Here is a 13,325-nt window from a genome sequence, read left to right as displayed (position 1 = left end):
GTCTCCACCGCCATGCCAAAGTCGTTGTCGCCAAACGCTAGGTCTTCGTCGAACTTCAGACCGGAGCCGGAGTTCAGGTGGACATAGAAGGCTTTTTTCGCGGCAGCGACGAGACCAAGCTCGGCGGCGTAGCGCTTACCCGCCATCGTGGAGTGGCAGACCTCAAGGTTGGTTCCCACAAAGGGCTGAAGCTCGGCGGGCATCATTCCGATGATCGCCAGCGTCTCACCGGCGTCGGCAGGGACGGCCCAGTTGGCGGGCTCGTTGGGCTTGGGCTCGATGGCAATCGGCAGCGCCTTCTCGGGGCCGTAGGTGTCGAGCATCCACTGGACGATCTCGCTCAGGCTCTCGGCGGTCTGGCGGTAGCAGTCGGCGTAGTTGACCATCAGCGGGCCACCGAAGCCGTTGGAGCTGTTCCAGTAGACATAGATCTCGCTCTGGAAGACCTCGATGCCGGTGGTGATGTAGTTCTTCGTGCGGCGAATTGCCTCCGCGCGGGTGGCAGCGACAGGAGCCCCTAAGTTGCCAATCGCAAACTCCGGGCCGCGCTTGAAGAGATTGGCGGTACACATCGCCACTTTCATTCCCACGTTGTCCACGGCCTGCTTGATCTCGATGGCGTCCTCGGGCTCAGCTTCGGTGTCATGGAACTCGACATGCGAGCAGCCCGCGTCTTTGAGCCCAGCCAGGGTCTCTTCCAGGGAGAGTGCGGGGCGCATGATCGGGGCGAAGCGTCCTCCGCCCGGTCCCATGTTCCAAACGCCCGCTGCGAATGCCTCACCAAGCTTGTACGTCGTCGTTGCCGGAACCCAGTTCCCTGCGCTATCTTTGCTAAATGCCATCGTTGAAAATACTCCTCGTGGCTATTATGTTAACGTACTTTGGAAATTCCCGCCAGAGGATCGTCGCTAACACGCCGTCCGAGCTGTGGGTAAAATGTGGGCGAGATGATGCGAGAAAATCCTAAGATAACTTCCGTAGAGCCGCCGTCGTGGTGGCGGCAGACGGCACAAAAGTCTGTGCGGTTGCTGATGCGTGGCGAGGGGCTGACGGGCGCGAGAGTGACCGCAAGCGGCGTGGGCCTGCGCCTCGGGAAGCCCAGTGTAAGCGCCGACGGTAGCTCGCTCTTTGTGGACGTGATACTGGCCAAAGACGCACCGCTCGGGGCGCACACGCTGATGGTGAAGACAAACGCAGGCACGGCGAACGCAAGCTTTACGGTGCTCGACAAGCCCGCGCCGCGCCTAGGCCGGGTCACCAGCGACGATGTGATCTACTTGATCATGCCGGATCGCTTCTGTGACGGTGACCCAAAAAACAACGACCCGGCGAAGTCGAAGGGCATCTACAACCCGAAGCGTCCGCGCCACTACCACGGCGGCGACCTGGCCGGGATTCGTAAGAAGCTCCCGTATCTCAAAGACCTCGGCGTCACCACTCTCTGGCTCACCCCGCTCTACGACAATGCGGACTTTCAGCATCCCACTCTGGCGTGGGCAGGCGAGCCCGCCATTGATTACCATGGCTACGGCGCGACGGATTTCTACACTCTTGAGGAGCACTTTGGCACCCCCGACGACCTCCATGCCTTGGTCAGCGAGGCGCACCGGCTGGGCCTTAAGCTCATGCAAGATCAAGTCGCCAACCACTGCGGCCCGTTCCATCCGTGGGTGAAGACCCCGCCGACCCCGACCTGGTTTCATGGCACTCCCGAGAAGCACCTGGACTGCGACTGGAACGTGGTCAATCTCCTCAGCCCCTACGCCACGCACGCCTCAAAGCGCGCCACGCTGGAGGGCTGGTTTGCTGGAATCCTCCCCGATCTCAACCAGAGTGATCCTGAGTGCCGCCGCTATTTGATCCAGAATGCGCTCTGGTGGGTGGGGGTCTATGGCTTTGATGCCATTCGCCAAGACACCGTGCCCTATGTCGCGCGGGACTTCTGGCAAGGCTGGCACGCTGCCCTGCGCGCCGAGTTTCCCGAGCTCACCACTCTGGGCGAGGTGAACCTCCCCGATGCCGCGGTAAATGCGTTCTACCAGCGCGGCAAGCGCGGCTTCGACGGAATGGATGCGGGCTTCGACCTGCTCTACGACTTCCCGCTGGAGAGTGGCATGATTGCGGCATTTGCCCACGGCGAGCCGCTCCAGAGGCTTGGCTTCACCCCCGGCTCCAGCGACATCGCCGGTGCGCTGGCCCACGATAGCCTCTACCCCAACCCCGACGCGCTGGTTACGTTTCTGGGCCTCCACGACACGACGCGCTTTCTGGGCCGCAAGGGCGCGACTCTCGCGGGCCTGAAGCTCGGAGCCACGTTTCTCTTCACATCGCGCGGCATCCCGCTCTGGTACTACGGCGACGAGGTCGCGCTCTCGGGCGGCGACGATCCCGATAACCGGCGGCACTTCCCCGGCGGCTTTCCCGGCGATAAGGCCAATAAGTTCACGCCGGAGGGTCGCACCACTGAAGAAGAAGCGCTCTTTCAACACATCAAGAAGCTCACCCACCTACGCGCCATGCACCCCGTCCTACGCCACGGGAGCACCCACGTCCTGCATGCCCAAGGCCAGCACTACGCCTACGCCCGGGTTGGTTCCCCCCTAACCCCCGCCCGGCGGGGGGACAATAAGGAAGGGGGCTTCATTTTGGTCGCGCTCAATAACGACTCGGAGAAGCCCGCCACGCTCACGCTCGACCTCTCCGAGCTCAAGCTCCCCGTCGGCACACGCCTCACCGATGCCCTCACCAGCGCCCGTGTCACCGTCGCCAGCCCGGCACTCACCCTCACGCTTGCGCCGCGCTCTGCCCAAGTGCTCGTGCGATAAAGAAACCATGAGCGTCTATATCGTCCAAAAACTGGACTGGAAGTACGATGACGCTTTTCACTGCCTGTCCGACGAGCAAAAAGCCGCGCTCTGGCGCTTGCTAGACCCTCAGCCGTGGGAGATCGTTGAAGTGGAACTAGAAGTCGGGCGGTAGAATAGGGCAGGAGAAAGAAACATGAAAGTGCTTTTAGAACGTCGGCCAGGTGGCTACCGGGCGAGCGCCCCACCACTCGGCGAGAGTGTCGAGGCCGAAACGCGCGACGGGGCACTCAGTGCCCTGCGGGATCGGATCGTGGCGCGGCTGGTCGGGGAGAGCGAGTGGGTCGAGCTGGAGATTCCCGTGTCAGAGAGCCTCGCCCGAGGGCTTGCGGACGATCCAACTTTCGATGACTGGCAGGCCATTATCGCGGAGAACCGGCGCAAGGAGAACGAAGCGTTGGGCATCTTCCCTGAGCGCAACCCGGAGCCTGCCCGGAAGAGATGACTGTCTATCTCGTTCAGAAGCTCCATTGGGAGTACAACGACAATTGGTTCGAGCGCGAGGGCGACGAGCCGGTGAAGGCGTTTGAGAGCCGCGACGACGCGCTACTCTGGGCGGAGCTGCTGGAAGACGAAGCGCGGCGTGCGATAGAGAAAGGCGAGGGAGTGGGGCTCTCCGCCAATCCCCTGCGTGTCTTCGGCGGCACCGAACGCGCAACCTCACTCACCTACGACGAACTCTGGGAGAAGCTGGACGAGGCGGGCCTGCTCTACCCGCCGCCCACCGACGATCTCTACGAGCAAGCGTGGTGGCGTGCGCTCTGGCCGCGCATCACGCCCGTGCAGCGTGACTGGCTCTGGAGCCTGCTGGATGGCGTGCAGTTCTACGAAGTGATCGAGATCGAGATTGGGTGCGGCTACACAAAATCGCTCTGGGAAGATGGTGAGCTTAATGTGGAGTAAAAACGATAAAATGGCTAAGGAAGTAAGTATATGCCATTGACTATTGACAAACCAGAGACAGAAGCACGACTGATTCGTTTCGCGACGGCACGTGGTATCTCGCCTATGGAAGCTATTGATGAGCTGCTGGAATATGAGGAAGAAATGTCTCTGGAGGAGATTCCGATGAGTCTGCTTCATGTCTCACCAACGGCCCTCAAAGAAGCAATGGATTCTCTTGATGCGGGTCAGGGAATTGACGGCGAAACTTTTCTCGCCGAGCTTAATACACCTCTCAATCACACAGCATGAAACCACTCATGCACGCGCGCTCATCGGCGCGTCGGTTTGGCGGTACTCCTGAGGACTACCTGCCGATCCATGAAAAGATGGACTCGACCAAGGCTGCGCACGCGGAGGTGACCCACCGCTGCGTCTTTCACTCCGCGTTTGGGATTTTCCTGATTGAGGAGCTCTTCGGGCAGACGCTGACCAACTCAGACGGCAAAGAGGTCTTCGTGCGCGATATCGCCGAGCAGCATGTTCTCGAAGACCTCGGCTGCATCCCCTCGCTCTCCGACTGGCTCAAAGAGCTGCCCTCGCAGCCGTGGATGGCGGGTGCACGCAAGCTCAAGGCCAGTGAGATCGAATTTGTCCCCGCACGAGGACGCGACTGAGAGAGGCACGGGTCGCAGGGGTCTTGCTGGGACTGGCGGCGGGTGATCGGATTGGTGGGCTGGTGCGGATGGCGCTTCGTTTGGTGCAGAGTTTGGTGCACTGTGAATGTCCACACCTAGCTCATTGCTTGCGTTTCATGCACCTTTGCTTCCCCACCTCTACGAAGAAACAGTGCAGAGCTCTGCTCTAGGGGGGCGCTGAGAAAATATTCGATGATCACTATGCTTTAAATTGGGAGTGCCCATAATAAACCCGGAAAGTATTGGGCATATCTCTTAGAGTGCTTGATGTGAAATATTAAAACGGTATGAAAATCTTCATGACTTCTTCATTTGGCGGCCCTACTCTACATCCTAAGCAGGCTCAGGAGCCTGTGGAAAAGAGGAGTCTGAAGATGAAGAAGCGATTACACATTGCGGCGACGGCGACCCTTTTTCTGGGCGTGGGAGCCTGTGGGGGCGTGAGCTCGGTCTTTACCCCCATTGGTGCCGAAATTCCGGGACTAACTCGGGCGGAGCAAGAGCTTTTTGAGGAAGGCAAGACTGTCTTTGCCACTACGGAAGACGTAGACGAGGGGCTAGGGCCAGTCTTTAATGGCCGGAGCTGTGGCGAGTGCCACTCGGCGGGTGGAGTCGGGGGCGCGGGTGAGGATTTGGTGCTCTCACGAGTGACACGGATCGGGGCGGGCTCGGGGGTGAGCTACTCGGACTTGGCGGAGCTGGGTGGCCCGGTTCTTCAGAGCCGCACGATTGCCGAGATTGATCCTACTTGCACGATTGCAGCTGAAGTGGTTCCTGCGGGAGCGGAGCATGTCTCGCGGCGCATCACCACACCGTTGTTTGGGGCTGGGCTGATCGAGGCCATCCCTGATAGCGAGATTCTCAAGAACATCAAGAGCGGCGACCCCGACGGCATCACGGGAGTGGCAAACTATGCCGTGAGCCCCACCACGGGCAAGCACCAGGTCGGGCGCTTTGGCTGGAAGTCGCAAGTGGCGACCCTGGAGCACTTCTCCGCGGATGCTTATCTGAACGAGATGGGAATCACGACTCCAGTGTTTCCGATGGATCTTTTGCCGCAGGGGAAGGCGCTCTACGATGTCGTGCCCGAGCCTGAGGACGATGGTGGGGACTTGCTAAAGTTCTCCAACTTTATGCGTCTGCTTGCTGCACCCACTCCGGCACCCGCCACCCTGGCAAGTGGGCGTGGAAGCCAAGTCTTTACCAAGATCCGGTGCGTGGCGTGCCATGTGCCGACGCTCCAGACGGGCACTAGCAGTGTTGCAGCGCTCTCGAACCGCCCGGTGAATCTCTACTCGGACTTGCTGACCCATGATCTGGGAATGGGCGATGGGGTGGTGCAGGGGAGCGCGGATGGTAGCCACTTCCGCACCGCGCCACTCTGGGGCCTACGGCTGCGCACGTTCTTTCTCCACGATGGCCGCGCCACGACCGTGGATGGGGCGGTGCGGCAGCACGGCGGCGAGGCAATGGCGGCAAAGCAGCGCTACGAGTCGCTGAGCGCGGCGGATCGTACGGACTTGCTGGAGTTCCTCGGGACGCTCTAAAAGCAAAAAACGCCCCTGGCTCCATGAAAGGAGCCAGGGGCGTTTTTTTTCGTTACCCCTTGAGAGCGTCGGCGCCGCCCACGATCTCGGCGAGCTCTTTGGTGATGCTGGCCTGGCGGGCACGGTTGGCCGCGAGGGTCAGACCGGCGATCATCTTTCCGGCGTTGTCAGTGGCGCTGGACATGGCGGTCATACGAGCACCATGCTCGCTGGCCACGGACTCAATCAGTGCCTGGTAGACCATGGTGTCCACAGAGCGGGGGAGCATGTTCCCAAAGAGCGTGACGGCATCAGGTTCGAAGATGTAGTCTTCGCTGCCGCCTGCGCTCTCATCAGTTTCTTCGGGAACCATCGGGAGCATCTGGACACTCATGGGCTTTTGCACGAGAGCGGAGAGAAACTTGGTGTAGACCAGGTAGATCACGTCTACTTCACCGCTGGTGTAGAGGTCCCGCGCTTGCTTGGCAATCTCTTGGGCCTCCGCGAAGCTGGGGTTGGTCATGCTGAGCACAAACTCACCGGCGATGGTATAGGGGCGACGGCGGAAAAACGTCTGGGCCTTGCGTCCTGCGAGTAGCAGCTGAGTTGTCTCAGGCGTGACGGCACCTCCGTTGAGGCCACCGGTTCGTAGGACTTCCTGGACTTTTTTCAGCAGGTTGGTGGAGTAGGAGCCGCAGAGTCCACGGTCGGCGCTGATCACCACGATCCCCACTTTTACGGGCTCGCGCACTTCCAAAAGCGGATGGGTGATACTCCCCGCGCCTGCCTTACTGAGGGAGCCCATGACTTCCTTCATCTTGTTGGCGTAGGGGCGGGCCGAGACCACACGGTCCTGGGCACGCTTGAGACGGGCAGCGGCGACCATCTTCATGGCCTTGGTAATCTGCTGAATGTTCTTAGCGGTGCGAATACGACCGCGAATCTGACGCATAGAGGGCATAGCGGCCCTATTTTACCATAGTTGCCGCAGCGAGTGTGCCATCGTCTTGGGTGATTTCCCAGAAGAAGCAGCCCGCGAGTCCGGATTTTTTGGCCAGCGCCGCTTTCAGTGCAATGGACTCGGGATCGTCGTAAGAGATCAGCTCGTCGCTGGTGGGGGAGACAAGATAAGGAACGTGCTCTTTGGGATCGCGCTGCTTCTTCCAGCCTTTTGCGGCGAGCGGCAGAATCTCCGTGTAGCCCGTGTACTCATGCGCGGACTTTCCCGTGGTTTTCTCACCAAATCGACGTGCCTTGAAGCCGCGTCCATAGCTCGCTAGCCCGAGCAGGAGCTTATGGGCGGGCCAGCCGCGCCCACGCCAGTAGGCAATCGCCGACTCACAGAAGCTGTAGGGGGCGTTATGACCCGCTTCACTTCCCCACGGCCCCGCATAATCATAGGCCATAATATTGACGTAGTCTAAGAGTGGCAGGAGAGCGGGGGCATCGTAGTGCTTGCCGTTCCACTCGCCTCCGGGCACGGCGGCGGTGAGCAGCGTTTTGGGCAGGCGCTTGCGGAGCGCCTGCGCCAGCGCGACGAGCTTCTGCGGGGCACCGGGCGTGTCGGGGAACTCCCAGTCGATATCCACCCCACCGTAGCCGTTTTTCTGAACCATGGCCACGATATGTCGGGCGAGTGTCTCCGTCTCGGCTTTGGCGTAGGCAGGGCCGCTCTCTGCACCACCCACGGCCAGAATTGGAACCACTTTGGCGGCTTTTGCCCGCTTGCAGAACTCCGCTGCGCCGCGGGGGGGCTTGAGCGTGCCGTCGTCGTTGAAGAGTGCAAACGAGTGTGTCAGGTGCGTGTAGCGCTTGTAGGGCACTTTCGCGGGGGGCATTGCCTCCACCCAGTCGGGGTAGTAGCCTAAGAGAATCATATCCCCGATGCCTTTGCCGCGATTCCGGCGAGCTTGGCTCCATCGGCGCGGGGGAGGTGCGGGCAGCAGTTGCCACCGACCGGGAAGAGCTTGCCAGGGTTGAGCAGCTCATCGGGGTTGAAGACCGAGCGCAGGCGCAACATGGTATCTATGTCGTCCTCGGTGAACATCATGTCCATAAACTCTTGCTTTTCGAGACCGATTCCGTGCTCGCCCGTCAGTGCTCCGCCGACCGCGACACAGGCACGCAAGATATCGGCGCCTGCCTCTAAGACGCGCTTGACTTCGTCGGGATCGCGCTCATCAAAGAGCACCACGGGATGCAAGTTACCGTCGCCCGCATGAAAGACATTGGCGATCTTAAGATGGTGCTTAGCCGCGATTTCCTCAATTTCTTTGAGGATAATCGGGAGCTTGGTGCGCGGCACGACCCCGTCTTGCGTGGCGTGCGACGGTGCCAATCTGCCCAGACAGCCTACGGCTTTCTTGCGTGCCGTCCAGAGCTTGGCACGTTCGGCGGGATCGCTGGCCACCTCCACGCGGAGCGCCCCGCCATCACGACAGAGAAGCTCAACCCGCTCGGCTTGAGCCTCAATTCCGACCTCCGCTCCATCTACTTCGACTAAGAGCACCGCGCCGGCGTCCGTTGGCAGGCCCAGCTTGTAGTTCTCCTCCACGACGCGCAGAATGGTCTGGTCAATCATCTCCAGCGCGGCGGGGACAATCCCCTCGGCGATGATGGCGGAGATGAGGTTAGTGGCCGTGGCGACCGAGTCACAGACCACGAGAAGCGTACGGATCGCCTCCGGGTTGGGGACAATCTTGACCGTCGCCTCCGTGATAATTCCCATCGTCCCCTCAGAGCCCACGAGCACCCCAATCAGATCATAGCCGTGGTCATCGGCATCTAGCTCCATGATCTGCCCATCGGGGAGCACCACTTGGACGGCAAGAATATGGTTGACCGTCACGCCGTACTTGAGCGTGTGTGGCCCGCCCGCGTTGTTGGCGATATTGCCCCCGATCGTGCTGGCTCCCTGCGATGACGGATCGGGCGCGTAGTGATAGCCCTCGCTCGAGACTGCTTTGCTTAGATAGGTATTGACCGCGCCTGCTTGCGCCCGGACGCGCCGGTTGGGAATATCCACCGAGAGAATCGCGTTCATCCGTGAGAGGCAGAGTAGCACCGCGTTTTCATAGGCCATCGCCCCGCCCGCCAGACCCGTCCCCGCGCCACGGGGCACCATAGGCACGCTGAAGTCTTTACAGAGCTTGGCAATCGCGGCAACTTGGTCCGTGAGGCGTGGCAGCACGATCACACCAGGGCGTGCCTTGGCGAGTGTGTAGGCATCGGAGGCATAGGCCTCTCGTTGCGCATCAGCGAGGCGGATACCATCTTCTCCGACAATATCCTTGAGGCGGTTGATAAAACGCGGATCCATGCGGGTATTGTACCTGCATGCCAGAGCAACAAGTCACCCATGGCCCCGGTGGGCGGATTCTTACCAACATAAATGTCTGGTCGCCCGACTCGGAGTGGCTGGTCTACGATGTGCGCTCGGATCGCGATGGCTCGGTATTTGACGGGAGCGTGATCGAGCGGGTTCGGGTGAAGACCGGCGAGGTGCAGCGGCTCTTTGAGGCGAAAAACGGGGCACAGGTTGGGGTGGTGACGCACCATCCGAGTGAGAATAAAGTCGTCTTTATCCATGGGCCGGAGAACCCGACCCCCGACTGGAGCTACGGCATCTCGCACCGGCAAGGCGTGATAGTCCACACCGACACACTGGCCGCCCTCCCACTCGATGCACGCGATCTCACGCTGCCCGGAACGCCGGGAGCTTTGCGAGGCGGCTCGCATGTGCATGTCTGGCACCCGAAGGGCGACTGGCTGAGCTACACCTACAACGATGCGCTGGAGAACAGCGGTGCGCGCGAGGTGGGTGTGTGCTTCCCTAAGGCTGTTTCGGTGCCCAAGACCCACCCACGCAACCATGACGGCACGCACTTCTCGCTTCTGGCGACCAAGAGCACGCCCAATCCCAAGCCCAACACCGACGAGATCCGCCGCGCCTTCGAGGAGGGCTGGGTAGGAAGCTCCCGCACCCTGGCGTTTCTAGGGGAGCTGTCTGACGGGAAAGTCGAGATATTTCTCGCCGAGGGGCTGGAGACGCAGCGCCCGACCCAGCGACGGCTGACCCACACGAAAACCGGCGTCGCGCTCGCGCCGCGCCACTGGGTACGCTCGTCGCCCGATGGCTCCCAGCTCGCCTTTCTCATGGCCGATGACGCGGGGATTATCCAGCTCTGGCTCGTCTCCCCAAGCACCGGAGTGCTGCGGCAGCTCACGCGCAACGCATTCCCCATCGCCTCCGCCTTCACCTGGCACCCCGATGGCTCCCGCATCGCCGCCATCGCCGACGGGAGTGTGGTGACAATCGATGTCGAGACAGGCAAGCTACGTCGCCTGACAAAGCGCACCAGCGATACGCCCCTAGCACTGGCCTGCGTCTTCTCGCACGACGGCAAGCAAATTGCCTTTCTGCGACATCTCAGCGGCAGCAACCAGCTCTATACGGTGCAGGGATAGGTGGACGGGACACCGAACCTAAGGGGCATGGGCGCACTGGACTGGGTGGTTCTCGCGGGCTATCTCATTGCAACAACATTCTATGGCTGTCTTTTTCTGCGAAAGAATAAAGATAGCGCTGCGTTCATGGCCGCCGGGCGCTCGCTGCCGGGTTGGGCGGTGGGCCTCTCGCTCTTTGGCTCCTATGTCAGCTCGATTAGCTTTCTGGCCAACCCTGGCAAGAGCTACGATAGCAACTGGAACCCGTTTGTCTTTGCGCTCTCACTTCCGCTGGCCTGCTGGCTGGCCGCCAAGTTTTTTGTCCCGCTCTACCGCGTAGGCGAGCAGATCTCGGCCTATGAGCGCTTTGAGAAGCGCTTTGGGCGCTGGGCGCGGGTCTATGCGACTCTGTGTTTCTTGCTGGTGCAGGTGGCGCGGCTGGGGACGATTCTCTACCTACTCTCGCTTGCCCTCCAGCCGCTTGTCGGCAGCCTCCCGCTTCCGGTGCTCATTCTCTTGCTGGGGCTGCTCGTGACGATCTATCCGATGCTGGGGGGCACGGAGGCGGTGATCTGGACCGGCGTCGTGCAAGCGGTTGTGATGATCATCGGGCCTCTGGTCTGTGTGGGCGTGATCTTAGCGGGTGTGCCAGGTGGCTTTGGGGCCGTGGTGAGCCAAGCGAGCACTGCCGGAAAGTTCTCGCTGGGGAGCCTCGCCCCCGACTTTGCCAGCTCTAGTTTCTGGGTGGTGCTGCTCTACGGCATGGCGATCAACCTCCAGAACTTTGGGGTGGACCAGGCCTATGTCCAGCGCTATCTCACGGCAAAAGCCGACCGAGATGCCACGCGCAGTGTCTGGCTGGGGGGCCTGCTCTATGTGCCCATCGCCGCCCTGTTTTTCTTTATCGGCACCGCACTCTGGGCGTTCTACCAGGCCCATGCCAGTGCGCTACCGCCCGGCACCAAGCCCGATGCCGTCTTCCCTTGGTTCATCCAGACCCAGCTTCCTGTCGGGCTCAAGGGCCTCGTGCTGGCCGCAGTCTGCGCGGCGGCGATGGACTCGAACCTGAACTGCTCCGCGACCCTCTTTGTCCATGATCTCTGGGCCAAGCGCGAGAGTGCCACCGAGGCGCAGAAGCTGACGATGCTACGGCTTGCTGTGGTGGGCTTTGGCCTACTGAGCATCTTAGCCGCGATCGCCATGATCTCGGTGAAGACGGCGCTGGATGTCTGGTGGGACCTGGCGGGTGTGCTCTCAGGCGGGATGCTGGGGCTGTTCTTGCTAGACCGCTTGGTGCCAAAGGCAAGCAAAGCCGCCGCCCTTCCCGCCACGATTGTCGGAGCCCTCGTGAGTATCTGGGTGAGCTTCTCGCAAAAGCCCTACTGGCCTGCCTCCCTGCCCAAAGCGCCGCTTCATAGCCTACTCACCCTCACCGTCGGAACGCTCACGATTGTTGTCCTAGGCGTGCTGCTCTCGCAAAAAAAACAGCCCGAGGGTTAGCTCTCGGGCTGATTTTTTCGGTAGATCTACTTCATCTGAGCTTTACCGCGCTCAAGACCAAAGCGTAGCTTGGCTCCGGCGGGCAGCTCGGCACTGGCATCGTAGCGCAGGGTGGCTGTGGAGGTGTTGGGAGAGGGAGCCGTGGTGAGGATCGCGTGGAGCGTCTCAAAAGAGCCTTCCGTGAAGCTTGCCTCAGGCGTCAGCTCCGCACTGGCGGTGTAGGCACTCGTCTCGCCGACACGGGTAAGCGTGACGGGCCCTGCAATCGTGGTTTTCTGCTCCGCCACCCGCTCGCCATCGGTGACACGCATGCTCATCTCGATATTGCTCAGGGTAAACGACGCAGGTAATGTCGCTCCCTCGGGCACACTCACCTTTACAGCCCGCGCCACGCCCTGCGCCACATTCCAGCGTGTTGTGCCCCGAGGAGGGCCACCCGGTCCACCGATACTCCCTGGCCTGCCACCCACGCCGCTTGGGCGACCGCCGATGGTGCGGTCTTCAAAGGTACGCGTGTGTGTCTGCTCCGTCGTCACCGTTCCCGCGCTCGTAGCCCGTGAGATACCGACCAGCTCACCGCCATCGAGCCCGAGCAAGTTGGAGAAGCTCTCCAGACCCGTGCCAGCACCCGCGCCGCCACAGCCGCTCAGTGCGACCAGAGCAATTAAACTAAAACCGGACTTCGTGATGTTTTTCATCGTTGTTACTTTTCCTCTTGATAGGAGTATGGGAGGACATCATGAAGAATTCATGATGAACCCAAAAAACAAAGAATTTCTTGTAGAATAGCCTACCTAAGATGAGGAAATTATGAGTTCGCTGCCGCTCCTTCCCTCGCCGCTGAGCGATTCTGTCCCCGGCGTCGTTATTGATCATGTTCCCGCGAGCACGGGAGTCTATATCGGTTCACCCGGCTTGGCCGTCCTCCCCGACGGCACCTACGTCGCCAGCCACGATGCGTTTGGTCCCAAGAGTACCGAGCACACGCGAGCGGTCTCTCAGGTTTTTCGCTCCAAGGACAGGGGCAAGAGCTGGGAGAAAATCGCGACAATCCACGGCGCGTTCTGGTCGAATCTTTTTGTCCACAGAAAAGCGCTCTACTTACTCGGCACGGACAAGCACCATGGAAATATCGTGCTCCATAAATCCACCGACAGTGGCGTGAGCTGGAGCAGCGTGGTCTTACGTAGCGAGGGTGAGTACCACTGCGCGCCCGTGCCGATTGTCGAGCATCAAGGGCGACTCTGGCGGGCGTTTGAGTGGCGCAACCCACCGCAGGCCTGGGGCATCAACTACCGGGCGGGGGTACTCTCGGTTTCCATAAACGCCGACTTGATGGATCCAAAAAACTGGAGCACGACCAATTTTCTCCCGAGTGAGCGCACCTGGAACGGCGGGGACATGGGGGC

At 60.9% G+C, this 13,325-nt stretch carries 14 protein-coding genes and 1 pseudogene; 10 read left to right on the top strand and 5 right to left on the bottom strand.

Features of this window, described 5'->3' with window-relative positions; translation table 11 throughout:
• Window positions 1-842: TIM barrel protein (locus AC1XOS_RS12525; RefSeq protein ID WP_481962559.1), on the bottom strand; the 842-nt coding region annotated here is incomplete at its 3' end.
• Window positions 843-947: 105 nt separating this feature from the next.
• Here AC1XOS_RS12525 and AC1XOS_RS12520 point away from each other — a divergent pair.
• The 7 genes from AC1XOS_RS12520 to AC1XOS_RS12490 all read left to right on the top strand — a co-directional run bounded on the left by AC1XOS_RS12520 (window position 948) and on the right by AC1XOS_RS12490 (window position 5,991).
• Entirely contained in the window at window positions 948-2,825 is a 1,878-nt protein-coding gene (locus tag AC1XOS_RS12520) for an alpha-amylase family glycosyl hydrolase (protein ID WP_481962558.1), read from the top strand.
• A 7-nt stretch (window positions 2,826-2,832) separates the two neighbouring features.
• Window positions 2,833-2,979, top strand: a complete 147-nt coding sequence (locus AC1XOS_RS12515; RefSeq protein ID WP_481962557.1) for a hypothetical protein — start codon at window positions 2,833-2,835, stop codon at window positions 2,977-2,979.
• 21 nt (window positions 2,980-3,000) lie between these two features.
• On the top strand, window positions 3,001-3,309 hold the full coding sequence (locus AC1XOS_RS12510; protein ID WP_481962556.1) for a hypothetical protein: 309 nt from the start codon (window positions 3,001-3,003) through the stop codon (window positions 3,307-3,309).
• Window positions 3,306-3,767, top strand: coding sequence for a hypothetical protein (locus AC1XOS_RS12505; RefSeq protein ID WP_481962555.1), 462 nt, complete (start codon window positions 3,306-3,308; stop codon window positions 3,765-3,767). The genes AC1XOS_RS12510 and AC1XOS_RS12505 overlap by 4 nt, the downstream gene beginning before the upstream one ends.
• Window positions 3,768-3,797: 30 nt before the next feature.
• Entirely contained in the window at window positions 3,798-4,058 is a 261-nt protein-coding gene (locus AC1XOS_RS12500) for a hypothetical protein (protein ID WP_481962554.1), read from the top strand.
• The gene (locus AC1XOS_RS12495) at window positions 4,055-4,423 is read left to right on the top strand and encodes a DUF6915 family protein (protein WP_481962553.1); all 369 of its coding nucleotides are present in this window, start codon (window positions 4,055-4,057) and stop codon (window positions 4,421-4,423) included. Before AC1XOS_RS12500 ends, AC1XOS_RS12495 begins: the two co-directional genes overlap by 4 nt.
• A gap of 395 nt (window positions 4,424-4,818) precedes the next feature.
• Window positions 4,819-5,991, top strand: a complete 1,173-nt coding sequence (locus AC1XOS_RS12490; protein WP_481962552.1) for a di-heme oxidoredictase family protein — start codon at window positions 4,819-4,821, stop codon at window positions 5,989-5,991.
• Between the two features lie 52 nt (window positions 5,992-6,043).
• Here AC1XOS_RS12490 and atpG read toward each other — a convergent pair whose 3' ends face one another.
• The 3 genes from atpG to AC1XOS_RS12475 are packed head-to-tail and all read right to left on the bottom strand — an operon-like array spanning window position 6,044 to window position 9,289.
• A complete protein-coding gene (gene atpG, locus AC1XOS_RS12485; protein WP_481962551.1) occupies window positions 6,044-6,931 on the bottom strand; it encodes an ATP synthase F1 subunit gamma in 888 nt (295 codons plus the stop codon).
• A gap of 7 nt (window positions 6,932-6,938) precedes the next feature.
• Window positions 6,939-7,847 (bottom strand): glycoside hydrolase family 18 protein, encoded by a 909-nt coding sequence (locus tag AC1XOS_RS12480; protein ID WP_481962550.1) that lies wholly within the window; start codon window positions 7,845-7,847, stop codon window positions 6,939-6,941.
• Entirely contained in the window at window positions 7,844-9,289 is a 1,446-nt protein-coding gene (locus AC1XOS_RS12475) for an FAD-binding oxidoreductase (RefSeq protein ID WP_481962549.1), read from the bottom strand. Before AC1XOS_RS12475 ends, AC1XOS_RS12480 begins: the two co-directional genes overlap by 4 nt.
• A 17-nt stretch (window positions 9,290-9,306) precedes the next feature.
• Between AC1XOS_RS12475 and AC1XOS_RS12470 the strand changes: the two genes are divergently transcribed.
• Both AC1XOS_RS12470 and AC1XOS_RS12465 read left to right on the top strand, forming a co-directional pair.
• Window positions 9,307-10,437: a DUF3748 domain-containing protein gene (locus AC1XOS_RS12470; RefSeq protein WP_481962548.1), complete on the top strand. Its 1,131-nt coding sequence runs from the start codon at window positions 9,307-9,309 to the stop codon at window positions 10,435-10,437.
• Complete coding sequence (locus AC1XOS_RS12465) at window positions 10,438-11,916, top strand: sodium:solute symporter family protein (protein WP_481962547.1); 1,479 nt, start codon at window positions 10,438-10,440, stop codon at window positions 11,914-11,916.
• Window positions 11,917-11,942: 26 nt separating this feature from the next.
• Here AC1XOS_RS12465 and AC1XOS_RS12460 read toward each other — a convergent pair whose 3' ends face one another.
• A complete protein-coding gene (locus AC1XOS_RS12460) occupies window positions 11,943-12,614 on the bottom strand; it encodes a hypothetical protein (protein WP_481962546.1) in 672 nt (223 codons plus the stop codon).
• A 112-nt stretch (window positions 12,615-12,726) separates the two neighbouring features.
• Between AC1XOS_RS12460 and AC1XOS_RS12455 the strand changes: the two are divergent.
• Window positions 12,727-13,325, top strand: a pseudogene (locus tag AC1XOS_RS12455) (exo-alpha-sialidase); the annotation flags it as partial.

The organism is Armatimonas sp. (genome assembly GCF_964826245.1).
The sequence above is the reverse complement of the archived record's forward strand: the minus strand, read 5'-3'. Positions and strand labels throughout refer to the sequence as shown.